This is a genomic window from [Ruminococcus] torques ATCC 27756 (assembly GCF_000153925.1).
GTDB classification, from domain to species: domain Bacteria; phylum Bacillota; class Clostridia; order Lachnospirales; family Lachnospiraceae; genus Mediterraneibacter; species Mediterraneibacter torques.
Window position 1 is genome coordinate 671,721 of record NZ_DS264345.1, and the last position, 25,672, is coordinate 697,392.

23 protein-coding genes and 1 pseudogene are annotated in these 25,672 nt (G+C 43.7%); 1 reads left to right on the forward strand and 23 read right to left on the reverse strand.

Translation table 11 applies throughout. The features are described from left to right. Window positions 1-97: 97 nt before the first annotated feature. The 8 genes and pseudogenes from RUMTOR_RS04430 to yedF all read right to left on the reverse strand — a co-directional run bounded on the left by RUMTOR_RS04430 (window position 98) and on the right by yedF (window position 11,653). Window positions 98-991 carry a DUF4340 domain-containing protein gene (locus RUMTOR_RS04430; RefSeq protein WP_004845930.1) on the reverse strand — a complete coding sequence of 298 codons (894 nt, stop codon included), beginning with the start codon at window positions 989-991 and terminating at the stop codon, window positions 98-100. Then, window positions 988-3,297: a Gldg family protein gene (locus tag RUMTOR_RS04435; RefSeq protein WP_004845931.1), complete on the reverse strand. Its 2,310-nt coding sequence runs from the start codon at window positions 3,295-3,297 to the stop codon at window positions 988-990. Before RUMTOR_RS04435 ends, RUMTOR_RS04430 begins: the two co-directional genes overlap by 4 nt. Further along, window positions 3,281-4,392 (reverse strand): annotated as a pseudogene (locus RUMTOR_RS04440) (ABC transporter ATP-binding protein). Before RUMTOR_RS04440 ends, RUMTOR_RS04435 begins: the two are co-directional and overlap by 17 nt. Before the next feature lie 171 nt (window positions 4,393-4,563). After that, entirely contained in the window at window positions 4,564-4,800 is a 237-nt protein-coding gene (locus RUMTOR_RS04445; RefSeq protein WP_004845934.1) for a putative Se/S carrier protein, read from the reverse strand. 53 nt (window positions 4,801-4,853) lie between these two features. Then, window positions 4,854-5,990, reverse strand: coding sequence for an aminotransferase class V-fold PLP-dependent enzyme (locus tag RUMTOR_RS04450; protein WP_004845935.1), 1,137 nt, complete (start codon window positions 5,988-5,990; stop codon window positions 4,854-4,856). Between the two features lie 18 nt (window positions 5,991-6,008). Then, window positions 6,009-7,052 (reverse strand): selenide, water dikinase SelD, encoded by a 1,044-nt coding sequence (selD, locus tag RUMTOR_RS04455; protein ID WP_009321337.1) that lies wholly within the window; start codon window positions 7,050-7,052, stop codon window positions 6,009-6,011. 215 nt (window positions 7,053-7,267) lie between these two features. Next, complete coding sequence (locus RUMTOR_RS04460; RefSeq protein WP_004845937.1) at window positions 7,268-10,657, reverse strand: glycoside hydrolase domain-containing protein; 3,390 nt, start codon at window positions 10,655-10,657, stop codon at window positions 7,268-7,270. A gap of 246 nt (window positions 10,658-10,903) precedes the next feature. Next, complete coding sequence (gene yedF, locus RUMTOR_RS04465; RefSeq protein ID WP_004845938.1) at window positions 10,904-11,653, reverse strand: sulfurtransferase-like selenium metabolism protein YedF; 750 nt, start codon at window positions 11,651-11,653, stop codon at window positions 10,904-10,906. A 242-nt stretch (window positions 11,654-11,895) separates the two neighbouring features. On the opposite strand from yedF, the gene RUMTOR_RS04470 reads away from it, so the two are divergent. Next, a complete protein-coding gene (locus RUMTOR_RS04470) occupies window positions 11,896-12,756 on the forward strand; it encodes a class I SAM-dependent methyltransferase (RefSeq protein WP_004845939.1) in 861 nt (286 codons plus the stop codon). On the opposite strand, the gene RUMTOR_RS04475 is transcribed toward RUMTOR_RS04470, so the two are convergent. From RUMTOR_RS04475 to RUMTOR_RS04545, 15 genes are all read right to left on the reverse strand, one after another. After that, window positions 12,757-13,482 (reverse strand): NAD-dependent protein deacylase, encoded by a 726-nt coding sequence (locus tag RUMTOR_RS04475; RefSeq protein ID WP_004845941.1) that lies wholly within the window; start codon window positions 13,480-13,482, stop codon window positions 12,757-12,759. After that, window positions 13,475-14,107 (reverse strand): HD domain-containing protein, encoded by a 633-nt coding sequence (locus RUMTOR_RS04480; RefSeq protein WP_004845942.1) that lies wholly within the window; start codon window positions 14,105-14,107, stop codon window positions 13,475-13,477. The genes RUMTOR_RS04475 and RUMTOR_RS04480 overlap by 8 nt, the downstream gene beginning before the upstream one ends. Window positions 14,108-14,188: 81 nt before the next feature. Beyond that, the gene (locus RUMTOR_RS04485) at window positions 14,189-14,767 is read right to left on the reverse strand and encodes a DUF6465 family protein (RefSeq protein ID WP_004845944.1); all 579 of its coding nucleotides are present in this window, start codon (window positions 14,765-14,767) and stop codon (window positions 14,189-14,191) included. A 213-nt stretch (window positions 14,768-14,980) separates the two neighbouring features. After that, window positions 14,981-15,619: a trimeric intracellular cation channel family protein gene (locus RUMTOR_RS04490; protein WP_004845945.1), complete on the reverse strand. Its 639-nt coding sequence runs from the start codon at window positions 15,617-15,619 to the stop codon at window positions 14,981-14,983. A gap of 39 nt (window positions 15,620-15,658) precedes the next feature. Beyond that, a complete protein-coding gene (locus tag RUMTOR_RS04495) occupies window positions 15,659-16,099 on the reverse strand; it encodes a MarR family winged helix-turn-helix transcriptional regulator (protein ID WP_004845946.1) in 441 nt (146 codons plus the stop codon). 108 nt (window positions 16,100-16,207) lie between these two features. After that, window positions 16,208-17,935, reverse strand: coding sequence for an acetyl-CoA carboxylase, carboxyltransferase subunit beta (accD, locus tag RUMTOR_RS04500; RefSeq protein ID WP_082241026.1), 1,728 nt, complete (start codon window positions 17,933-17,935; stop codon window positions 16,208-16,210). Then, window positions 17,922-19,271: an acetyl-CoA carboxylase biotin carboxylase subunit gene (locus tag RUMTOR_RS04505; RefSeq protein WP_004845949.1), complete on the reverse strand. Its 1,350-nt coding sequence runs from the start codon at window positions 19,269-19,271 to the stop codon at window positions 17,922-17,924. Before RUMTOR_RS04505 ends, accD begins: the two co-directional genes overlap by 14 nt. A gap of 4 nt (window positions 19,272-19,275) precedes the next feature. Continuing rightward, the gene (fabZ, locus tag RUMTOR_RS04510) at window positions 19,276-19,722 is read right to left on the reverse strand and encodes a 3-hydroxyacyl-ACP dehydratase FabZ (RefSeq protein ID WP_004845950.1); all 447 of its coding nucleotides are present in this window, start codon (window positions 19,720-19,722) and stop codon (window positions 19,276-19,278) included. Window positions 19,723-19,774: 52 nt separating this feature from the next. After that, on the reverse strand, window positions 19,775-20,212 hold the full coding sequence (gene accB, locus RUMTOR_RS04515; RefSeq protein WP_004845951.1) for an acetyl-CoA carboxylase biotin carboxyl carrier protein: 438 nt from the start codon (window positions 20,210-20,212) through the stop codon (window positions 19,775-19,777). A 14-nt stretch (window positions 20,213-20,226) separates the two neighbouring features. Next, window positions 20,227-21,465 (reverse strand): beta-ketoacyl-ACP synthase II, encoded by a 1,239-nt coding sequence (gene fabF, locus RUMTOR_RS04520; protein WP_004845952.1) that lies wholly within the window; start codon window positions 21,463-21,465, stop codon window positions 20,227-20,229. A 31-nt stretch (window positions 21,466-21,496) separates the two neighbouring features. Next, entirely contained in the window at window positions 21,497-22,237 is a 741-nt protein-coding gene (gene fabG, locus RUMTOR_RS04525) for a 3-oxoacyl-[acyl-carrier-protein] reductase (protein ID WP_009243634.1), read from the reverse strand. A 25-nt stretch (window positions 22,238-22,262) separates the two neighbouring features. Next, complete coding sequence (fabD, locus tag RUMTOR_RS04530; protein ID WP_004845954.1) at window positions 22,263-23,183, reverse strand: ACP S-malonyltransferase; 921 nt, start codon at window positions 23,181-23,183, stop codon at window positions 22,263-22,265. Continuing rightward, a complete protein-coding gene (gene fabK, locus RUMTOR_RS04535; RefSeq protein ID WP_009321339.1) occupies window positions 23,176-24,114 on the reverse strand; it encodes an enoyl-[acyl-carrier-protein] reductase FabK in 939 nt (312 codons plus the stop codon). The genes fabD and fabK overlap by 8 nt, the downstream gene beginning before the upstream one ends. A gap of 90 nt (window positions 24,115-24,204) precedes the next feature. Beyond that, window positions 24,205-24,432 (reverse strand): acyl carrier protein, encoded by a 228-nt coding sequence (gene acpP / locus RUMTOR_RS04540; protein WP_207634928.1) that lies wholly within the window; start codon window positions 24,430-24,432, stop codon window positions 24,205-24,207. A 77-nt stretch (window positions 24,433-24,509) separates the two neighbouring features. After that, a complete protein-coding gene (locus RUMTOR_RS04545; protein WP_004845957.1) occupies window positions 24,510-25,565 on the reverse strand; it encodes a beta-ketoacyl-ACP synthase III in 1,056 nt (351 codons plus the stop codon). Between the last annotated feature and the right edge of the window lie 107 nt (window positions 25,566-25,672).

Genomic DNA, 25,672 nt, shown 5'->3' on the forward strand with positions numbered 1-25,672 from the left:
CTGCATTAATGCCTTTTTGATATGAATAACATTCTCTCTCGTTTCTCCTGCAAAGTCAATTAAAAGAATATAAAATCTTACTGCTTATAACCTGTTTTTATTCTTCTTCATTTAATATATTTCCACATATTGCATCAGAAACCAGATACACAATCTTTGAATCATTTAACATCACATATCTGTCATCCCCGACCCGGTTTCCTATATATAATGTCAGTTTCTTTTCTTTTTCATCTTCCTGATAAGTCACTTCTACCGCAGCCCTTAAATCTTCATCCAAGCCGTATTCTGATAATTCTTTTTCTTCTGCACAATAATCTGCCGTTGTGGACAGCTGCACAGCTCCAAGGCCTCCGGCTATTGCGATTATTTGTTCCGTCTGCGTCTCGTCTGCACTGTCATATACAACAGAATTTTTATTTTGCGTAATAACTGCCTTCTCAAGATTGCCACTTCCAATCGATGGATAGTCGTCAAGTTGTATCAGATCTTCTTCTGTATAATTTAAATCTTCAATGACCTGACTCGAAACAGTATAAATAGATTTTTCCCCTTCTAATGTTGCATAAATATTGTCCCCTGTATTATTTCCGAAATAAACAGAAATGACATCATCATTATCATCTGTATACTCGATCGTATAAATAGGAACATCCAAACCATAGTCTTTTGCTTCATCTGCATTTTTCAACTTCCGATTTGCAGAAATACTGCCAACCGTATCTGCAATTTCATTCATAATGCTTTGATTAATCGGAATATCATGATCTAAAGCATCATACCACACACCATTTTCTTTTTCAAAGTTCAACTCTCCATTTTCTATATTTAAAGCGATCTTTTTAATCTTATCTCCTTCTGTATCTGTAATTCGTATCATTGTATTTGCCTGTGCCTGTTCGCTTTGATTCCACGCGCGAACCCACATATATATACATATAAGCGCCACGAAAACAATTATGAGCAAACCTATTTTCCTTTTTTGTGTCATGCTTTTCTCCTCCTGTACCAAACAACAAAACCACTGATTAAAATCACTGCAGGTATTCCAAAAATCATCAGTGTTCCGAATAATCCGGCATGCTGAACAGCATTATATTCTACACTAAGGCTTTTGGCTTCGATTGAGACATTTTTCACATTTTCAAAATTTACTGCCATTATGTTCATAAACAACTGTGTATTTTCCAATTCCGTAAAGGTATCTATAATCTGCTCATCTATCAGACTTCCTGCAGCAATCACCGTCAATCTACTTTCCTTCTCTGTATCTTCCGTAATTTCTTCCGACGCTTCTGCATTTTCTTCTGAAATTTCTGTTTCTTCTGTCTCTGCGGAGATCTCGCTTACTGTTTCTGTCGCATATGCTCCAAGAATATATTCTCCCTGCTTTTGGTCTTGCTCCGTCACTGCAAATGCCTGATCAGACGTTGACATAAACGGAACCGTTGTAATCGTATCCCTTGCCGGATCGTTCACTGTCATCCCATGGGTATTCATAACAAGTGTCATTTCTGACTTAATCTGTTCTGCCAAATCACCGCTTACAGATAATTTGGGGAAAATGCAATAAGGATTATTTTGATAACATCTCGTCATATCTGCAATGTAACCGCCTTCCATCGTCATGCCATATTCAGACAAAATACTTATCAGGTTCGGGAGCTTTTCCCCTTCTGTTTCTCCTAATAGGACGGTCACCTTTCCCCCTTGCTGCAAATACAGCTGCAACATTGTTTTCTCATCTTCTGTCAGATCAGAAGTTACTGCGTTCACAATAAGAAGATCACAATCATCCGGTACAGATGTTGACATAAGTAAATTAACTTCCGACAACTCATATCCATTTTTATTCATCAATTCCGTTATCGTTTCAGCAAGCTCTTGTTCCCCATGTCCTGTTGACAAATAAACTTTCTTTGTCTCCTCGCCTGTCACATAATTCAGTGCACTTGTGAGCTGTCCTTCTCCGTCAAATGATGTATACGATGTACTTCCATAATAATAGTAGGAATATTGATCCATCACCAAAATATCATCAAAAGAAACCGTCGTATTTTTTCCTGTTTCTTCACAGGAAATCACAATCGTATTTTCTGTAGTTTCATATTCTGACAAAACCGACGGATGAAGAACAGGATCTATCCACTCCATATGTATTTTATTCGATAAAGCCGCATATTTACTCAAAAATGTAACGATTCGTTCATCTGTATTTTCTTTTACGGCAATTATCTTCATCGATATTTCTTTATCCATTTCTTTCAGGAAATCTTCTGTCGTATCTGAAATCTCGTAAATTTTTGTATTACTCACATCTATCTTTCGGAATTTTTCCGGTATCTGGCATGCAATCAAGTTTATGACAACTGTAATTGCAAGAAAAACCGCTGTCATCGTCACGCTATACGCTCCATGTTTTTTTGCCGCACTTTCCCAAAGTCGTCTTCTAATCGACTGAACTGTCAAAAATAAAAATAATGTGATCATCGACAAGTACAATACAATTCCGCTCACATCTACAATACTATTTTGTGTAATATCGGTAAAAATATTTGTCAGAGCGAACCCGCCCAAAGACTCTGTAAACAGATTTTCATAAAGCGTCTCTTTCAGAAAATACACTGCTATCGCTACTGCCACTCCGACACAGCCCACTCCTCCCGCAATCGAAAAACTGTTCGTCATTCTCCATATGTAGAAAGCTGCCAGCAAAATAAGCAAAATTATAAACACAAGTCCGCTCATCGCCGTATTTGGAAACAGAGATAAGATACCATCCCATAAATATAGAATCAGAAAAATACCAAACGTCCCTATATACGCAATAATTTGACTTTCTGTAAGCGCTGATAAAAGCATTCCTATAGCTGCAAAAACACAGCCGAGCAGGAAGAACATCAAAATCGAAATATAATCAACTGTCAAATACGCCGTCCCCTGCAATTTAATGATAAGAGGGAAAATACAAAATATAAGATTCGGGATTGCAATTACCGTCACCATCGCCAGGTATTTTCCAACCACAACTTTCCACAAACTCACTGGCGCTGTCAACAGAATCTGATCTGTTTTATTCTTTCTCTCTTCTGCAAATGAACGCATCGTAATCAAAGGAATCCCTACAATAAATACGATCAACGATCCTGAAAGTGTATAAGAAAAATACGGATATCCTGTTGTCATATTATACGCCATGAAATAAATTCCAGTAAATGCAATAAGAAAGGCAATAAATACACACCCTATTATAGACTGAAAATACGCTTTTAATTCTTTTTTATAAACCGCCTTCATCCTCTTTTCCTCCCTCTGTATTCATCTCACATTTTCTGGTTTCCACTCCTATCTGTTTCTCTCCCGGTCGGCTTTCTTTCACCCGTCCGTCCTTTACCTGTCTATCTTTCACAAGCGATTCTTCGATTTGCATATTTCTTTCTATATTATCGTTCTGTGTCAATTTCATAAACGCTTCTTCCAAACTCGTTTCAGGCGCCGACAATGAATATAATGTTTTTTCTCTTTCGCAAATTCACAGAAAATCTCTTCTCTTACTTTTCTGTTATTCTGACTGCTTTTATCTCCAGTCACTTTTACCTGTACATAAGTACACTTTTCTCCTTTCACACGCATCTGCATCGCACAAACTCCGGGAATCCTCCCCAGTATTCTATGAATTTCCTCCTCCGAAGCCGATGTTTCTAATTCAATCACATCGTGAAACCCTATCATCTTCTCCAAGTTTTCCAGCGTATCCTGTGCTACCAGCTTTCCTTTAGAAATAATCAGAATATAATCACATACTTCTCTGATCTCCGTCAATATATGCGAGCTTAAAATAACCGTATGGTTCTCAGCCAACTTACGGATTAAATCTCTCATCTCTATAATCTGTTTCGGATCCAATCCAACGCTTGGTTCATCAAGAATAATCATATCCGGAAATCCTAAAATTGCCTGTGCCAGCCCTACTCTCTGACGATAGCCTTTTGAAAGATTTCGAATCAAGCGATGTTCCACATCCTGAACCTTTACCATTTTTTCTGCTTCATCAACAGCTTCTCTTCGTTGAGATTTTCTAATTCCTTTCAGCTCTGCTGCAAAATCCAAATATTCCCGCACAGTCATATCCATATAAAGAGGTGGATGTTCCGGCAAATATCCGATATATCTTTTGGCTTTTTCAGGTTCTTTCAAGATGTCATATCCATTAATCAGCACTTCCCCCTGAGTTGCCCCCATGCATCCTGTCATAATGTTCATTGTAGTAGATTTTCCTGCTCCGTTGGGACCCAAAAAACCGTAAACCATTCCCGGCTTAATCTGAAAGTCCAGGTGATCTACGGCTAAATGATTTCCATATTTTTTTACCAAATTTTTTACTTCTATCAAAATGATATCCTCCTAACTTTGTATTCTTTCTGTGGATTTCTGCACTCCCCTCTATCTGTGACATATACTTTTTCAATATACTTTAATCTTATTTCCACATATTTCATACAATATATTTGTTTAAGACGATATCAAACCTATGTGAATCTTTTGTGGTAGAACTGTGATATTTTATAACATACATTCATGCACAGCCTGCGGAGTTATATCCCCCTCCTCCATCACTTTCAAAAGATGTTCCCTCTCTTGCGGCAGAACGCACCATGCAAGTCCGCATCCGGCCGAGATCGTACCCGGAACAGGAATCAGTCTGCCCGGTTCTTTTCTCTTTTTACAGTACCGTTCCATTGCCATCGCATCCGTTGTCGTATGAAAAGTGATCACAATTTTTTTCTCTCGTTTTTTCATCTTCTCCCCCGTTTCTTATGATTCCATAACACCTTGCCCCGCGCCTGTTCTTCTTATTCCTCAGCAAGCTCTTTTACGGCGCGGATTGCCTCGTCAATTTCCTCTTCCGTATTATAATGGGAAAAACTGAATCTGACCGCACCCTGTATCTTTGTTCCAAGCGCTTCATGCATCAACGGCGCACAATGCGCTCCGGGCCGCGTAACGATCCCATATCTGCCGCTTAATTCATCACTTATCTCTGCCGAATCATAATCGCCGATATTCAAAGAAACGATGGCTGCCCTTCTGTCCGTCCGAAAGTCTCCGTACACTTTCACATTCGGAATTTCAGCGACTCCGTTATAAAAACGGCGCATCAGCTCCAGTTCTCTTTTCCGCAGGCGTTCCATCCCTTCTCTTTCCAAAAATGACAATGCCGCCCGAAGTCCCGCGATCCCGTGACCGTTCAGCGTCCCGGCTTCAAGCGCTTCCGGCATCTGCGACGTATGATGCATATTATAAGAATCTATCCCGCTGCCGCCTGACAAAAGCGGACGGATCTTTACCCCGCTTTTTACATACATACCACCTGTTCCCTGCGGTCCCATCAGTCCTTTATGTCCGGTAAAACAAAGGACGGAAATCCCATATTTTTGTACATCGATCTCCCATACTCCCGCGGTTTGGGAAGCGTCAACAATAAAGAGAATACCATACTTTGCCGCAATCTTTCCGACACTCTCCAAAGAGATCATATTTCCGGTCATATTTGACGCATGAGTACATATGATCGCCCGTGTATTTTTTCTGACTGCCTTTTCCATCTCTTCATATGAAATGTTAGCATATTCGTCGCATGTAAGAATTGTCATCTCCACACCTTTCCTGCGGCATTCATACAGCGGGCGCAGCACGGAATTATGTTCCAGCACCGTTGTGATGACATGATCTCCCGGATCAAGTATTCCCTTGATTGCAATATTCAGCGCCTCTGTAGAATTTGCGGTAAACACAATCTCACTCGCATTTTCGGCATGAAAAAGCCGTGCCAGCGCTTCTCTTGCATCGTAGACTGTTCCCAATGCCTTAAGCGCCGGCTCCGATGCCCCTCTTCCGGAATTTCCCATCTGCCCAAACGCCGCTATAACAGCTTCCTGTACTTCCTTTGGTTTGTGCAAAGTCGTAGCGGCATTATCCAGATAAATCATTTTGTCTCTCCTCCTATATTAACGGATATATATTTTTGCTTCTTCACATTCGGAGTCTATTACTTTTCCGACAACCGACACTTTTGTTTCCATCTGTGCTTTATCAAATTCTTCCAAAATCGCATCTTTTTCTTCTTCCGGAACTGCCGCCAGCAAACCGCCGGAAGTCTGCGGGTCACTGAGCAGATCTACATACATCTCATCGGTATTTCCCGCTTCAAGAAGCTGTGCGACATGATTTCTGTTGCGATATGCTCCCCCGGGAATAAGTCCCATCTGCGCATATTCCTTTGCCCCTTCAATATAGGCGATATCTTTTGGCCAAAGCTCTATCTTCGCTCTGCTCGCCGAAGCCATTTCCCCGCAATGTCCGAGAAGCCCGAACCCGGTAACGTCTGTACATGCATGGATCGTAAACTTGTCCAGTATTTCCCTTGCCTTTTTGTTTAACTGCGTCATCACGGCAACCGCTTCTTTCCCGGCAGCTTCCGAAGCCATCTGTGCTTTGACCGCCGTATTGACGATTCCGCTTCCCAGTTGTTTCGTAAGGATCAGAACATCTCCTTTTTTACATCCGAAGTTTTTATAGATGCGATTCGGATGAACAAGTCCCATAACCGACAGTCCGTATTTCGGAACGTCATCTTGTATCGAATGTCCTCCAACAAGGACAGCTCCCGATTCAAGAACCTTTTCCGCGCCTCCTTGCAGAATTTCCCCTAAATAATCCGGATCCAGTTTCCCGGGAAAACAGACGATATTCAACGCGATCTTCGGTTCTCCTCCCATCGCATATACGTCGCTTAGCGCATTCGCAGCCGCAATCTGTCCGAACGTATAGGGATCGTCTACTACAGGCGTAAAAAAATCCAGTGTCTGTATCACTGCCGTATCGTCCGAAAGCTTATATACGGCCGCGTCATCCGAAGTTTCAAAACCGACAAGCAGGTTGTCCTCATGAAACTTCGGAAGCCTCCCAAGCACTTTCCCAAGCGTATCAGGACCGATTTTTGCAGCACAGCCGCCGTGTTTTGCAAATTGTGTTAAATGAATCTTCTCCATCTTCCTCATCTCTTCTTCCTCCGAAAAAATCCATAATAGTCGTTTTTATTATGACTCAAATCTACCTGTTTAACAACTGTTTTGTAGATTTCTAAAGCAGACCAAAAAAGAATCTTTCGGACTTCATCCCTCCACCGTTACAAAAAGAACGAAAGATCCGTCTCCGACTCTTTCGTTCTTTTCCTCTGTTTTCCGAAATCTACTTTAGAAAACGATTATTTTATTGTTCTGCGTCTGCGATATGCAAAGAACACACCTGCTCCCGAAAGAACTGCGCATCCAAACAGAAGCGCTGCGTTTGTCCGATCTCCTGTCTGAGGAGTCGTCTTATCCGGTTTTGTCTGCTCCGGCTGTGGTTGAACCGGCTGCTGCTGATTCGGATCTTTCACCTTCTCAAGTTTAGCAACTGCCGCATTCAATACGTTTAATGCGTTGTCTACTTCTGTCTGAGCTGCATCTTTATCAGCCGCTGTTTCTTTTGCCGCATTCAACGCCGTCTCAAACGCTTTCCAGCTTTCTGCTGTGTAATCTTCTTTTTTCAAAGCTTCTGCATCTTTAATCGCCGCATTAAGCGCTGTTTTATCTGCGCTTTCCGGCTTCGGATTCGGGTTCTCCCTCTCCGCAACGTTTCTTGCCAGCGCGTTTGTCGCATCTAAAGCGCGCTCTGTTTCAGAATGAACGAGCATACGGTCTTTTTCGGATGCCGCCACCGCAGAACCTTGATATGTTCCTTTCTGCGGTTTTGCCAAATGCTCTACAACATCTGTCAATTCTGTTTTTTCTTCTGCTGTCGCGCTTTCACTGTTCAACAGATATTTTGCTTTTGCCACATCACGGATACCTTGTTTGAACAATTCATAACGCGGTGTGCTGTAGAAGGAAGCGTTAAAGTCCTCTCCTACCGCTTCTCTTTCCATCGGATAAATGAACCATCCGTCGCCCGGCTCCCAGTAACGGTAAGTTGCATCGCCGTGCATATCGTATACATAGTTATCCCATGCCCAACGCATATAGCCGTCTGTTCCTAATGTCATCGTGTACCAGATATCCCAATAGTTGTCGCCCGGATCACTGATCATAAAGTTACTCGGATAATCTCCCGTACATGTGTACATCGTTGTCGTCAGACCTAAGTCTCTGCGGTGATCTGACAGATCGTTCATCTGCTGTACGTTTCCTGTGTTTCCGAGATTGATCGAAATATCATCGATACGGTCTGTAAACTCATAATATTCCGGAGCTGCATAGTTCAGCGCCGAAGAGATCTTAAAGTGGTTTCCATCTTCGTCTTTCACTGATTCGATCATCTCAACCGCTGGTTCAAGCTGATCGAGCCCTCTTTCGTCCATTGAAATATAAGTGATGTCAAACCATCCCATTTTTTTGGAATGTTCCATAAAATCTTTTAAGAACGGTTCCCACATCTCTTTCCACTTTGCAGTTCCCGGATTGTGTGATTCTTTCACTACTTTACCCTGCGCTTCATCATAGTAAGCGATCTGATTGTTCCATGGAACGATACTGTAACACTTGATCTGTCCGATTCCGTTTGCAGGATCTAAAACTTTGCACTCGATCATGAAATTGATCCATGCATCATACCAATCATAATCAAATTCCCATGTTCCGTCCGCTTTCTTCGTCCATTTTACCATCGAAAGATCGTTATAATATGACTGATGATTCCATGCCTCTTCTACGACATTGGCAACTACGTCATGACCTCCGATCGAAACATACTCTTTGATCGAGTCTCTCATCAAATTAAAATGTTTTTCTGTAAAATAGAAATCTTCCCGCACCTCGTTTGTGATGCCGCCCGACGGATTTTCACCTAAACCTAAATAATAATTCGCAACTGAAAACGGATGCTGCCAAACTTGCAGTTCTGTTGCCTCCGGCGCCGGCTGTACAAGGTTCAGCACTTCGATGTTGTACGTAAGCTCGAACGGCTTGTCTAATTCGTCCGCCGAAACCGTAATCGTACCTGTATAATTTCCTGCCGCTGTATCTTTCGGAATCGCGATATTTACCCATGCAAACTGTACATCTTGTGCATCGATATCTTTCTTCCCGCCTTTGTAGATCACATCCGGATAATTTTTTGTCTGCCCCTGTGCGTTACGTCCTTCTTTTGCCGCAATTTCTTTGAGCCATTTAATATCAATATTGTCTTTTGACAAAACCTGTCCCTTTTCATTCTTGAAATCGCTTGCTGTAACCTGAACATTGTGAACGTCTTTTTCTGTCGTCACGACAATTTTAGAATTCAGTTCATCATTCAACCAGGCTGTTCCGTTATAAACGCTTCCGTTTCCTGCTTTCAGCTTATCATAATCAAGCTCTGTCTCTAAGAGTTTTTCATTGCCTACATATGCGTTCATAAATGCCAGAGCCGGATCGACTGTAATCTTAGCTTCTGCTAAAACACTGTTGTCTTCAGCGCTTGCCGCTGTGACAGTAACTGTCTTTTTCACATCGATCTCTTTTGCAGTCAGTTTTCCATCGTTTACTTCTACAACACTGCTGTCGCTGCTTGTCCACACAAGCTTCGCATTTGCATTCCACGGAATGACAGACGCCGTAAGCTCTGATGAAGCGCCGGGTGTCATCGTCAGCTCCGTCCGGTTCAATACGATCGAATCAGGCACAGTAATTTCATCGTGAAAAACAACAATCTTATCAAGCTGTATTACTTTGCCTTCAATGCTTTCTCCCTCTTTCGGAACGACACGAAGCGTATGCTTTGTATTCGCAAGATCTTTTTTCTCAAATAATTTCTGTTTGTGCATTGCTCCGGCATTTTGTGCCGCCAGTTCTCCGACTTTCACATCGTCGATATAAACGTCGCAGTTCATATGAACTGTATTTTTGCTGGCATGGATCTCTACTCCGGTTCCAGTAAAGATCATCTCATAAGACACATCAACGCCTTTTGCGCTGTAATGCTCTGTTCCGTTATAAAACAAATTTCCGTTGCCGCTTCCCGCAGTCCAAGCGCCTGCCGGCTCGTACTGGATCTTGAAGGGCTCATGATTTGTTGTAAAAACAGCATCGTCAACTTCTGTATATCCCGGAAATTCCGGCTCGGCAATCTCTGCCTCAAATGCTTTTGCATACACAAACTGTACGCCATAAACGCTTCCTGTCCCTGTAGAAGCTTCATTTCTTTTTTCTAAAACTGTGATATGAGCTGTATGATTTCCTGCCGCAAGCGTTTTGCTTTCAAACAATTTTGCCTCCGGTTCTGTCACTGCGGCATAGGCGTCGCATTCTACTGCCTCGCTTCCGTCAATGCTCACGCTGAACATTGCATGATTTGCAGCTTTTTTACCGTAAAGCTCCAGTTTTGTTCCGTTGAATGTAATGTCCAATGTCGCGCCTGCCGTGTTGCTCCAGTGCTCTGTAACGGAAGCGTCGCCCGCTCCCGCCGATTCCCATCCGCCGTTATTTGCATTACCGTCTGAATATACAAAACGTGCGTCTGTATCATCGATGATCTCGAAATCATCTGCTGCCGCATTTACGACAGACGGCGCAACCAAAGTGATGACACAGCAAAAGGCAAGTAGCCATGACATTACCAGTTTTTTGGTCTTTTTCATTTGTCTTAATACCTCCTTATTATGTAGGGGATATCTGTATTTTTGTTTTCCTTTTCCCCATGTAAACTTACTCAACTCAAAAGCTGCATTTCGGGACAAAACATGCCGCTTTCCTATGAGCTGTTATCGTATTGTATCAAACTTTTGCAATACTGTCCTTACACTTTTATCTATCCGTTTATACTTTTTGCCATTCTTTCTTTTTCACCCATAATAAATATTTTTCCTTATGTCCTTCTCCTGTCGTTACGGAGAAACAACGCTGACTGCGTTTTGAAGAATTTCTGCAATCGTATACATATTTGTCACTGCTCCGACTGCCAGTTTTTCCTTTAATCCGTAAAAGTCAAGACATGTGCCACACGTCAGTATCTCGACGCCTTCTTTTTCCAAAATCCTGATATCTTCTAGGCAGTCCGAACCTTCCACCGTAAGTTTCGCGCCTCCGTTGTAAAAAAGGATTTTATCCGGAAGCGTATCAAGCTGCGTCTCCGCAAAAAAGAAACTCTTCATTAAAACTGCGCCCAGCTCATCATTTCCGCTTCCCATTTTATCAGAAGAAACCGCAACGACCGTTCCGATACATGTCGCGCATCCCGCAGATGATAACTGCACTTTGTTCATCCCCTGCGCACTACTGTTACTTCCATTTTCTGCTGCCGGATTGTGATCCGATTCGCCTGCTTCTTTCCCCCCGCCTTCTGCCTGCGCCCGGCTTTCTTTTCCTGCGGTCTGTCCTTTTTGATCGCTTTCTGATACAGCCGCGTTCTTCTCTTCTACCGTAATCATCACTTTGTATTCCCGATCGCTGATCTTTTCCGATTCCGCTGACGCGCCGCTGCTTTTTGCCATCTTCATGACATTTTTCATTGCCGTCTCGTTATCTACAAGCACTTCTATCTGTCCTGCTCCCTGTAATTTTCCAAGCGCTTTTTTTGTTTTCACTACCGGAATCGGACAGTGATCTCCCATTGCATCTACTGTCATTTTCACCATAAGACATCTCCCTCAAAATTTTATTTCTTATTTTATATTGTATCATGAATCATGCCGTATTTCACTTTGAAAATTCAAGTTGACGAAATCCACAGACAGTAAAAGCTCAGCCTGTGCATTCGTAAAACCGCGCTGCATGGCTGAACTGTTACAATTTAGATTGTTTTATGCTTTCCTGTTGTACATGCTTGTGGTAAACTATAGCTATATTCGCACACACTGTATGGAGAAAGGATATTATTATGTGGATTGCAGACAACTGGAAAGATTATGAAGTTATAGATTGTTCTAACGGAGAAAAACTGGAACGATGGGGAGATTATCTTCTTGTTCGCCCCGATCCTCAGGTAATCTGGAACACGAAAAAGAATCATAAAGGATGGAAACAGATGAACGGCCATTACCACCGCAGTAAAAAAGGCGGCGGGGAATGGGAATTTTTCAGTCTGCCTCAGCAGTGGCAGATTCACTATGGATCTCTTACATTTAATTTGAAACCATTTAGTTTTAAACATACCGGACTCTTTCCCGAACAGGCGACAAACTGGGATTGGTTTTCGGAAAAGATCCGAAACGCGGGACGCCCGGTAAAAGTTTTGAATCTTTTTGCCTATACAGGCGGCGCAACTCTTGCGGCAGCGGCCGCCGGAGCGCATGTCACCCATGTGGACGCCTCAAAAGGCATGGTCGGCTGGGCGAAAGAAAACGCAGTGTCTTCCGGGCTGAAAGACGCTCCGATCCGCTGGCTTGTCGATGATTGTGTAAAATTTGTCGAACGGGAGATCCGCCGCGGCAATACTTATGACGCGATCATCATGGATCCTCCGTCTTATGGCCGCGGTCCGAAAGGCGAAATATGGAAGATCGAAGATATGATCCACCCGCTCATCAAACTTTGCACAAAGATCTTGTCTAAAGACGCCCTTTTTTTCCTTGTCAATTCCTATACGACAGGGCTTGCACCCGCTGTACTTACGTATATGATCTCGACAGAACTAAAGCCATGGAACGGCCATGTAGAGTCGCAGGAAATCGGACTTCCTGTCACTGATTCGGGACTTGTCCTCCCATGCGGCGCATCCGGACGATGGGAATCTGACTGATCACACTTTTATCCGGCTTAATATTTCTCCGATCGGAGCTGAAATCGTCAGTTCTGATCGGATATTTTTTGCCGTTTCTGATTTATTGATCACCGCAAGACGGCTTCCTCTGAAATAATCGATAAATCCTGCTGCCGGATAAACTACGAGAGACGTGCCTCCGATAAGCAGCATATCTGCAGACGCGATCGCCTCCACAGCGCCCCGGATCGTCTCCTCATCAAGACCTTCTTCATAAAGGACAACATCTGGTTTCACGACGCCCCCGCAGGAGCATTTCGGAACACCTTCGCTTTTTTTGACATATTGTGCATCATAAAATTTCCCGCAGTTCATACAATAATTTCTGTGAATGCTGCCATGCAGTTCATACACTCGCTTACTTCCTGCCAACTGATGCAGACCGTCTATATTCTGCGTAACGACAGCCGTAAGTTTTCCCGCCCGTTCCAGTTCTGCCAATTTCAGGTGAGCCGCATTCGGCTTTGCATCAAGAATCATCATTTTTTCTTTATAAAATTCATAAAATGCTTCAGGATACCTCATAAAAAACGTATGACTTACAACCTGTTCAGGTGAAAAACGATACTTCTGATGATAAATCCCATCCGCACTTCTAAAATCCGGTATTCCGCTTTCTGTCGAAACTCCCGCTCCGCCGAAGAAAACGATACTTTCACTTTCTTCAATCATCTTTTGCAGCCGCTCTGTTTCCCGCTCATACATTTTTCAAATTTCCTTTCTCAACATGTTTATCCATAATTTCAAGCATTTTTTCCCATACGATATCCGACGTATCCGCAATCCGCTCATTTCGCTTACACACCTGAGCCTTATGCACTCCATGCTCTGCCCAGCTTTTCCCGTCTGATGCGTCATTTAATAAAAGCGGCTGGAAATTATCGAGCAAATGAGCGAATTTTGCATCCTCTGTACTATATTCTTCAAATTCATCCCACAAACTTCTGAAATATGTTCCCTGATCTTTTGGAAGAATACCGAAAATACGCTCTGCCGCTTTTAACTCCCTCTCTCTTTTTGACTTGGTGCCCTCGGAATCGTATGCATAAGTATCACCCGCATCTATCTCGACAAGATCATGGATCAGTACCATGACGATCACTTTCATCAGATCAACAGGCGCGTCCATATGCTCTTTCAAAAGTATCGCAGACAATGCCAGATGCCATGAATGTTCCGCATCGTTTTCTTTCCGGCTTCCGTCGGCAAGATATGTCTGCCGAAAAACGCTTTTCACTTTGTCCGCTTCAATAATAAAACGGATCTGCTGTTCAAGCCGTTTCCTTTGTTCTTTCTTCTCCGTCATCTTACTTTTCGTATTTTCGCTCATGCCATACGCCTTCCTTTCTCCTCATATAAATAAAAAACCTCCCTGCCGGGGCAATCCCGCTACAGAGAGGATAGCAGACTTTTACAGATCGACTTTACCTGTCGTATCGCCGTTAATTACATAATAAGCTGCTGACTCTTCCGGCTTCAGATAGATCTTAACATCTTTCATATCGCCGACTTTATTTTTCAAAACTTTTGACCAAACATATTTTATTTTGTCAAAAATCTCTTTGTCTGTATATTCTTTTCCCGCAAACTGAAGAAACATCTCTGTTTTCAGTTCCGCTTTCTTAGATGCCGCCTTTTTCACCGGCGCTTTTTTCTCTGCCTTTGCCGGAGCTTTTACTGATTTTTTTACAGCTGCCTTCTCTTCTGTCTCCGGTGTATCTACCAAAACTGCCGCTTTTGTCTCAAGCTTTTTCGTTGTGTCTTTCTTTGTCTCAATCGCTTTCGCTGCTTCTTTCTTTTCCGGCTCTGCTTTTACAGGAGCTTTTTCAGAAGCTTTCACTTCTGCCTTTTCCTCTGCCTTCACAGCTGTTTTCTCTTCTTCCTTTACTGCTTTCGCCGCTGTTTTAGCCGCCTTTGCAGGCTCCGCTTTGATCGCATTTGCTATTTTAGCCGCTGCCCTTGATGTCGAAGTTGTTTTCTTTACTGCCATACTTGTTCCCTCCTAAAATAATACAACCAAGTATTTCCGATACCGCTCTCTAATCCTGTTCAGTATCACTTATTCAACCCAAATCAAAAAGTTTCATAGGGGATTGTACCTCATTTTTCAGAAAACGTCAAATTTTTATCATTCTTGCTGTAATTTCAGTCCGCCTTCACTGTAATTTTCTTATCATCCGGCTATTTTCCGAGATGAAAAACCTTATGATACACGCATCAGATTCCACCTGAAATGAGCTGCCAAAAAACGGAGCAGCACCGTTGCCGCCAGTCCTAATATCGTACCGTAAGCTTCTCCGAATGCCGTTCTTCCGACTACACAGACGATTCCTCCCGCAATCGCAGCGCATGCGTAAATATGCTTTACAAGAATATACGGAGTCTCGCCTGCCATAATATCACGAAGCACCCCTCCTCCTACTCCTGTAAGCGTTCCGATAAATACAAAGAAAAACACATTTTCCCCGCCGACGGCCCGCACCGCCGCCTGTATCCCCACTACTGTAAATATTCCAAGTCCTGCCGTATCGCACCAGAACATCAGCTTATCATAATAATCTGTCTTTACCCGAGACTCAAAAGCCGTCGGTTTCGCATATGCGATCACAAAAAGAATCGTCGATGTCAGCGCCGCCACAAGAACATAGACCGGATGCGAAAACGCCCCCGGCGGCGTCAATCCGAGTATGATATCCCGCATGATCCCGCCACCTACCGCAGTTGTCGCCCCGAGCACATTTACCCCGAAAATATCCATCTTTTTTTCTATGGCGATCATTGCTCCCGAAGAAGCAAACGCTACTGTTCCGATCAATTCCAAAATAAAAATAAATTCATCCATACCACAAATCCCGCCTTATCAGATTTCCGTTTTCCTGTGTTATGACTGATAACTTCTGAAAAATGCAGAAATATCTTTAAGCATTTTTACAAGTGCGTCAATTTCTTCGTCATCCAGCTTTTCTATCACGGCGTTGGTCATCTGACGATGGAACTGCTCGTGATGATAAAAAGCTTTCTCTCCTTTTTCCGTAAGCGCTATATATACGACCCGTCTGTCCTCTTCACTTCTTTCCCTCTTCACATATGCCTTTCTGACAAGCGCATTGACCGCAGTTGTGAGAGACCCCGCCGTGATCTTCAGCTTTTTAGCTACGGATGACATTGTATTTTCACCGGATAATCCGATTGCTTCTATGATATGCATATCATTATTTGTAATATCTTTAAATTCTTCGGTTATGATCGCTTCTTTTTCTAATTCCCATATTTCATTAAACAGATTTACAAGCGTATCATTAATTGTTCTGTATGCATCCATCGGACCTCCTCCTTTTCCATATATTGTGTTCCATAACCGACGCTTCTTGCGCCTGCATTTTCGTAACCTATATTATAGCACACACTTTGTTCGGAAAAGAAGCACTTTTTACATTTTACGAAATCTGTCATATCGATGATTCAGCAGTTGTCTTTCATCCATAGATCCGTATTTTTTCAAAAAAACGCTGAGCATGTTTTTTAATTCTTCACATACCCCAGCCATTGTCTGTGACGTATACGACTTCGGTTCTCTGATCACCTGTTCCACTATCCCTAAGCATTTCAGATCATCCGCCGTCAGTTTCATCACTTCCGCCGCTTCTGACGCACGCTTGCTGTCTTTCCAGAGTATACTTGCAAATCCTTCCGGAGAAAGAACCGAATAGACAGAGTTTTCCAGAATCCACACTTCATCTGCCACAGCCAGAGCCAGTGCTCCTCCGCTTCCGCCTTCCCCGATCAGTACCGAAACGATCGGAACTTTTATCGAGGACAGTTCATATAAGTTTGAAGCGATCGCTTCTCCCTGTCCGTGCTCTTCTGCTTCCTGTCCGCAAAATGCTCCCGGAGTATCTACGATACAGATCACCGGACGTCCGAACTTTTCTGCCTGCCGGATCAATCGTAATGTTTTCCGATATCCTTCCGGAGACATCATCGCAAAATTGCGTGTCACATTTTCTTTCGTCGTCTTTCCCTTCACCTGAGCGATCACCGTGACCGGAATGTTCCCGAACATTGCAATTCCTCCTGCCACTGCAGGATCGTCTCTAAAAAGCCTGTCGCCATGAAATTCCATAAAATCAGAAAACAGCATATTCACATAGTCTGTTCCGACCGGACGGTCTGTTTTTCTTGAAAGAAGAACTCTTTCCCACGCGCTTATTCCGCCTTTTGACCGCACCTGTTTTGGCATAGTATCTTCTTGTGTAGTGCTTTCAATCTTTTCGGTTTCCCCGGTACTTTCTTCTGTTTTTTCTTTTGTACGGTCATGCATATGCAAAATACGCGCAAGAACGCTTTTCATTTCCGACCGCTCTACGATCCGATCTACAAATCCATGTTCGAGCAAAAACTCCGACCTCTGAAATCCTTTCGGCAGCTTCTTTCCGATCGTCTGCTCGATCACCCTCGGTCCTGCAAACCCGATCAGCGCATTCGGCTCTGCCAGAATAATATCTCCAAGCATGGCAAAGCTTGCCGTTACTCCTCCTGTCGTCGGGTCTGTTAAAACGCTCACATACAGAAGCCCTTTTTCACTGTGCCGTTTCAGCGCAGCCGCCGTTTTCGCCATCTGCATAAGAGAAACGATCCCTTCCTGCATCCTTGCGCCTCCAGAACATGCGAACAAAATAACCGGAAGATTTTCTTTCGTAGCCCGTTCTATCGCTCTTGTGATCTTCTCACCGACCACTTCGCCCATGCTCGCCATCATAAAACGTCCGTCACATACTCCGATCACCGCCGGATGGCCCGCGACCATAACTTTCCCTGTAACGACCGCTTCGTCAAGTCCGGTCTGTTCCCTTAATCTTCGTACTTTTTCCTCATAACCGCTAAATTCCAGAGGATTTTCAAACTTCATCTTTGCATCCCATTCTTCAAAAGTTCCGGGATCTGCGATCATCTCGATCCGCCGTCCTGCATGCATCCTGAAATATCCGTGACACTTCGGACAAATATAATTGTTATTTACGGCATCCTCTGCCAAAATAGCCGCGCCGCACTTATTGCACTTTTTCAGCAATCCTTCGGGAACATTTCTTACTTTTGTATTTTTCGATGTTCCATGTTCTTTCCCTACGGTCTTTTTAAACATATTATGCAGTTTCACTACTCAGCCTCCGAATAAAATCCACATCTGTCTTTCCTGATATAAAATCCTCGTTTTCCGAAATCTCATACTGGTAATCGACATTCGTTCCGATTCCTTCTATAATAATTTCTCCCAGAGCGCTCCTCATCTTATCTACCGCCTCTCGACGGTCTTTCCCGTGAACGATCAGTTTCGCCAACATGGAATCATAATAAGGCAGCACCTCGCATCCGCTGTAAACAGCCGTATCTACACGGATCCCGTTTCCTCCCGGAAGATGCAGATCTGTGATTCTTCCGGCTGACGGCGTAAAATTGCGCTCCGGTATCTCCGCATTGATCCGACATTCGATCGCATGACCTGTCATCCTGATATCTTCCTGCCTGAAAGTAAGTTCCCCGCCGTTTGCGATCCGTATCTGCTCTTTGATCAGATCGATCCCGGTTACGCACTCCGTTACCGGATGTTCCACCTGTATCCTTGTGTTCATTTCCATAAAATAAAATGTACCGTCTTTTTCCAACAGAAACTCTACTGTTCCGGCGTTTGTATAGCCTGCGGCCCTTGCGGCCTTTACCGCCGTTTCGCCCATTTTTTTACGAAGTTCATCTGACAACGCGGCGCATGGACACTCTTCGATCATCTTCTGATGATTTCTCTGTATCGAACAATCCCGTTCTCCGAGATGAACTATATTTCCATATGAATCTGCAATGATTTGAAATTCAATATGACGAGGATGCTCCACAAAATGCTCGATATACATTGTTCCGTCTCCGAATGCCTTTTCCGCCTCTTTGCGCGCCGTCACAAAACAACTTTCAAACTCTTCTTCACTTTGCGCTGTCCGCATCCCTTTTCCTCCGCCTCCCAAGGCGGCTTTAATGATCACAGGATATCCGATGCGCGCCGCTTCTTTTTTCCCTTCTTCCAGATCTAAAACCGCTCCGTTTGTCCCCCGGATAACCGGAATCCCTGCCGCGATCATTGTTGCTCTTGCTTCTGTTTTATTTCCCATCTTACCGATCACTTTAGAATCAGGACCGATAAAGGTAATCTCGCACTGTTCGCAAAGTTCTGCAAATTTTGCATTTTCCGATAAAAATCCGAATCCGGGATGAATCGCATCTGCTCCCGAAACGAGCGCTGCGCTGATCAAATTCTGCATATTCAGATAACTTTCCGATGCCTGCGCCGGACCGATACAGACTGCTTCATCCGCAAGCTGGGTATGAAGAGCCTCCTTGTCAGCCTCCGAATAGACTGCCACAGTTTCAATTCCCATTTCTCTGCATGCCCGAATAATCCGAACCGCAATCTCGCCACGGTTTGCGATCAATATTTTTTCGATCATAAATCTATTCTCCTGCCATAAACGTCAATTCTGCGCTTACTACTACTTTACCGTCCACACTTGCAACCGCTTTTCCGATTCCTACCGGACCTTTTTGACGAATAATCTTTGTCTCTAATCTCAACACGTCGCCAGGAAATACCATTCCTTTAAACCGGCAGTTTTGTATTCCTCCGAAAAATGCAATCTTTCCTTTATTTTCCGGCGTACTTAAAATCGCCACTGCTCCTGTTTGTGCAAGCGCTTCTACAATAAGTACCCCCGGCATAACCGGTTTATTCGGGAAATGGCCTTTAAAAAATTCTTCCGTATATGTTACCGCTTTATAGCCTATGGCAAATTCCCCCGGTTCATAATCTTCGATCCTGTCGATCAGGCAAAACGGATGCCTGTGCGGGATGATCTGCTGGATCTGTTCTATATTTAAGCTTTTCTTTGTCTCTCTTTCCATCTCCGTACTCTGCCTCCCTGATATTTTTACTATGCCGTTTTTGTATCGTTCTTTATTTGATGACAAAAAGAGGCTGTCCGTATTCTACCGCCGCTCCGTTTTCGACAAGAACCTCTTCTATCGTTCCCTCAAAATCACTTTCGATCTCATTCATAAGCTTCATCGCTTCCACGATCCCGAGAACCGTTCCCTTTTCTACTTTGTCTCCTGCCTGCACGAAAGGAGTTCCTCCTTCTTCCGGCGACGCATAGAAAATTCCGACAAGCGGAGCTTTCACTATTTTGCCTTCTAATAAGACTTCCGCATTTTCTTCTGTTCTTGCAATCTCCGCTTCTGTCTTTGTTCTTCCTGCCGTTTCTGCCGATACTGATGTGCAGACGTTTCCGCCTTTTTTCAACTTCAGCTTTACTCCGTCTTCTTCGTATTCAAATTCGTCCAATCCGAATCCCGACACAGCTTCTACCAACTGAAGGATCTGTTCTGTCTTCATTTTTGCACCCCGCCTTAATCTTCATATTTTTTCACGAGAAGAGAAGCGTTATGACCTCCGAATCCCAGTGAGTTTGTCAATACATAGTTTACATCCTTCTTGACCGGTGAGCCTACCGCATAATTTAGATCACATTCGGGATCGACATTTTTTGTTCCCATTGTCTGATGAATGTATCCATCCTGAATGCTTTTTACACATACGATAAACTCAACTCCGCCTGCCGCTCCGAGAAGATGACCGATCATCGATTTCGTTGAGTTAACGACAACCTGATCTGCCGCGCTTCCAAGTGCGCTGCGTATTGCTCTTGTCTCAAACAGATCGTTGTGATGCGTGCTTGTTCCATGTGCATTAATATAGTCGATCTGCTCTGCCCGTACGCCTGCTTCCCGCATTGCAAGCTTCATCGCCATTGCGGCGCCCTCTCCGTCTTCTGCCGGTGATGTGATGTGCCATGCGTCCGCCGTTGCTCCGTACCCTGCAAGCTCTGCGTATATTTTTGCGCCCCTTGCCTTCGCATGTTCCAGTTCTTCCAAAACAATAATGCCTGCTCCTTCTCCCAAGACAAATCCATCTCTGTCTTTGTCAAACGGTCTTGATGCACAAGTCGGATCTTCTGATGTAGAAAGCGCCGTAAGCGCCGTGAATCCTGCCAGACCTGTCGGAGAGATCGCGCTCTCCGCTCCTCCTGCAACCATGATATCTGCATCACCATACTGAATTGCCCGAAAAGCATCTCCGATACAATGTGAACCGGAGGCGCATGCCGTCGCGACATTTGTGCATTTTCCCCGAAGTCCAAGCCGGATCGAAATATTTCCCGCCGCCATATTTGAAATCATCAGCGGAACCATCAGCGGATGAACTCTGTTCGGCCCTTTCTTTAGGATCGTCTCATAATTATCTTCCACACATTTTAAGCTTCCCACACCGGATCCGACGATCACGCCTGCCCTGTAAGGATCTTCCTTTTCCATGTCGATTCCGGCATCTTCAAACGCCTCTTTCGCTGCTGCCGCCGCGTATTGTGTAAACAATTCCATTCGTTTTGCAGATTTAAAATCAAGCCGTTCTCTTGCATCAAATCCTTTTACCTGCGCTGCGATCTTCACTTTATAATCAGAAACGTCAAATTGAGTGATCGGTCCGATTCCGACAGTTCCTTTTTTAATCTCATCCCAAAAAACATCCACTGTATTTCCGATCGGAGTAACAGCTCCAAGACCGGTTACAACAACTCTTCTCTTCATACTTCCTCCTTTTCAAGCGGAGCGATTATAATTACATCGCCATGCCTCCGTCTACGCAAAGCACCTGCCCGGTAATGTATCCGGCCTGCTCTGATGCAAGAAACGCAACAGCCTGCGCCACATCTTCCGCCTCTCCGAATCGCTCCATCGGAATTTGCAGAACTGCCTTTTCTTTCACTTTTTCCGAAAGAACCGCTGTCATTTCCGTCCGGATAAATCCGGGCGCGACTGCATTTACTGTAATTTTCCTTCCTGCAAGTTCTCTCGCCGCTGATTTTGTCAGACCGATCACCCCTGCCTTAGATGCGGCATAATTTGCCTGACCTGCATTTCCAAGTACCCCGGACACCGAAGAGATATTAATGATCCTTCCGCTTCTTTGACGTATCATTGCTCTTGAAACAAAGCGTATACAGTGAAACGCCCCCTTTAAGTTTGTATCTACGACCGCATCAAAATCATCTTCCGACATCTTCATAAGCAAACCGTCTTTTGTAATTCCCGCATTGTTGACAAGAATATCAATTCTTCCAAACTCTTTCATAACCTCTTCAAACATCTTTTCGCATGATTCAAAAGAAGCTACGTTACACTGAATCAGTTTTACCTGTCCTCCCGACGCTTCAATCTGCTCTTTTACTTTTTCAGCTTCGTCTTTCGACCTGTTATAATTAATGATCACGACTGCGCCTTCTGCCGCAAGTTTCACCGCGATCGCTCTGCCGATCCCCCGGGATGCCCCGGTTACAACTGCAATTTTCCCTTTTAACATCATTTTCCTTCCACTTTCTGTCGCTTTAACATAACTGTTCTGCCGCTTTTTCTGCTTCTTCCCATGTACCGACATTGAAACATTTTACATTTCTGTCAATCCGCCGTATAAATCCAGACAATGTCTTTCCCGGTCCGATCTCCACAAATGTATCTACCCCTGCGGCGATCAGTTTTTCCACACTTTGCTGCCATCTCACAGGAGATGATACCTGCCGTATCAAAAGATCCTTAATCTCTCCTGTTTCTCCCACAAAATCCGCAGTCACATTCGATACATAAGGAATGACCGGTTGATTCAGCCTGACATTCTCCAAAACACGCGCAAGCTGTTGTCCTGCAGTTTCCATCATCGGAGAATGAAACGGACCGCTCACATTCAATAAAATAACTCTCTTTGCTCCTGCTTCTTTCAGGCTACTTCCCGCTGTTTCCACTGCGCTTTTTTCTCCTGTGATCACCAACTGACCGGGACAGTTATAATTTGCGATCCATACATTCGGAATCTTTTCCAATACTTCTTCTGTCCGAGCGCCTGTAAGTCCGATTACAGCCGCCATCGCCCCTTTGTTTGCGGGAACGGCTTCTTCCATAAAAATCCCGCGTTTTCTCACCATCAGAACTGCGTCTTCTGTAGAAAATGCTCCTGCCGATGCTGCCGCGCAATATTCGCCTAAGCTCAATCCCGCTGTAACGTCCGCAGTCATCCCCCATTCTCTTAATACATGCTCTGCTGCCATACTGACAGTTACCAAAGCCGCCTGTGTATATTCTGTCTTATCAAGAAGATCATTTTTCTCAAAACACAACTTCCGCATATCAAGCGACAATAATTCAGACGCCATATCAAATATGTCTTTTGCCGTCCTGCTGTTCTCATAGAAATCTTTTCCCATTCCGGCTGTCTGTGCGCCCTGACCCGGAAAAATAAATGCAGTCTTACTCATAAAATACACTTCCTCTGATTTGTTTTTCTGTTCCTTTTACTAACTTTCGGATCAGCATTTCACATGTCATCTTCTCTGTGACAAGTCCTGCCGACTGTCCTGCCATCAGGCTTCCGTTTTTTACGTCACCTTCAACGACTGCTTTTTTTAAACCGCCAAGTGTCAATGCTTCCAGCTCTTCAAAAGACGCGCCCTCTTTTTCTTTTTGCAGATACAGTTTCGTCATCTGATTTCTAAGCGTCCGCACCGGATGTCCGCATGATCTTCCGGTAACTTTTGAATCGATATCTCTTGCCCTTATAATTTCATTTTTATAATTCTCATGAACCTGACATTCCTCTGTTACGATAAATGCCGTTCCCATCTGAACTCCTTTTGCTCCGAGCATAAATGCAGCCGCAATCCCTCTTCCATCTGCAATTCCTCCTGCCGCAATGACAGGAATCTTTACCGCATCGACAACTTGCGGTACAAGAGTCATTGTTGATGCCTCTCCGATATGCCCTCCTGCTTCCGTTCCTTCTGCGACAACCGCATCGGCATGACAGCGTTCCATTCTCTTTGCAAGTGCAACAGACGCAACAACCGGAATCACTTTTACATCCGCTTCTTTCCACATCTGCATATATTTTTCCGGAGAACCGGCTCCTGTTGTAACAACTTTTACCTTTTCTTCCACAATTACCTTTGCAATTTCATCTGCATACGGACTCATAAGCATAATGTTGACTCCGAAAGGTTTATCTGTCATCTTCTTTGCCTTTTGTATCTGATCTCTCACCCATTCAGGAGGAGCGCTTGCCGCTCCGATAATTCCCAGACCGCCTGCCTCGGATACTGCCGCTGCCAGATGATATTCTGCAACCCATGCCATCCCGCCCTGAATGATCGGATATTCAATTCCCAAAAGTTCCGTTATTTCTGTTTTCATTTTGACAATACTTTCTCCTGATACTTTTTTCTTTTTTATTATCGGCCTCTTTGTTTCTATTTTCATTTTTTATATCCGGTTTTTTATTTTTTACTCTTTGTGAGCCTCCATATATGCCGCCGCATCTTTGATCGTTGTGATCTTTTCCAGATCTTCGGAAAGAATCTCTACTCCGAATTCTTCCTCAAACGCCATCACCAATTCAAAAAGATCAAGTGAATCTGCCCCCAAATCTTCTTTAAATGATGTGTCCTCTTTTAAAGTTTCGATTTCTACATTCAATGCCTCTGCTACGATTTCTTTCATTCTCTCTGTCATGATAATTTCTTCCTTTCTTTTCTCTTTTACTTTATTTTTTATCCACAATTTGTTTTCGTTTGATCTCTCAAAGAGATTTACCATTCTAAAATACTTCCAGCCCATGTCAGCCCTGCGCCAAATCCGGCAAGCAATATTTTTTGACCTTTTCTCAATCTTCCCGTTTGAACAAGTTCATCCAAAAGGATCGGAATCGATGCGGCAGATGTATTTGCATAATTTTCCATATTTATCGGAAAACGGCTCATATCGACTTTTAATTTCTTTGCCGCCGCTTTCACAATCCTTTCATTCGCCTGATGCAAAATAAAAAAATCAATATCTGCAATTTTCAGTCCCGACTTTTCTAAAAGCTCTTCTGTCAGCTCCGGTACTTTTCTGACCGCAAATTTAAATACTTCCTGCCCATCCATGCAAATTCCTGTTTTATGACTTTTCTTTTTCCGGCTGATATCTTCTGCATTTTTACTTACGTCATCGTGTTCTTCCACTGACGATCCTTCATCACTTTTTGATAAGACATCTTTTGGATTATCATCCTGTTCTTCAAACAGACTTTTTGATCTTAATGTCAGCACAAAATCTTTCGTGCCGTCAGAATGACCTGTCTGCCAATAATGATCACCTTCTTCCGCTTTCAGTATCAGCGCGCCTGCGCCGTCGCCGAATAATACAGATGTGCTCCTGTCACTCCAATCCACAAGGCGACTCATGCTTTCTGCGCCGACTACAAGAATCGTTTTATAGATTCCTGCGCGAATATATGCCTGCGCTGTATTGAAAGCAATCACAAATCCCGAACAAGCTCCGTTCAGATCAAATGCCAACGCGTTCTGGGCGCCGATTCTCTTTTGAACAATACACGCAGCCGATGGATAAATCACATCCGAAGAAGATGTCGCAGTTAAGATCAATTCGATCTCATCCGCATTTACTTCTCCGTTTTTCAACGCCCGGGCCGCAGCCTCCGCCGCCATGTCTGATGTTGTCTCTTCTAATGCCACATGCCGGAATCTGATTCCGGTTCGTTCTCGTATCCATTCATCCGACGTCTCCATGACATGCGATAGTTCATCATTGCTTACTGTCCGAATCGGTAAATACGATCCCGTTCCATAAACTCTTCCTATCATTTTTCTTCTCCGTCATATTTTATTTGATTCTTAAATATTTTGACTTTCAAAGTATAACACTAAAAAATAATTTGTCAACTGTTTTTTTCATAATCTTTCCGTTCAAT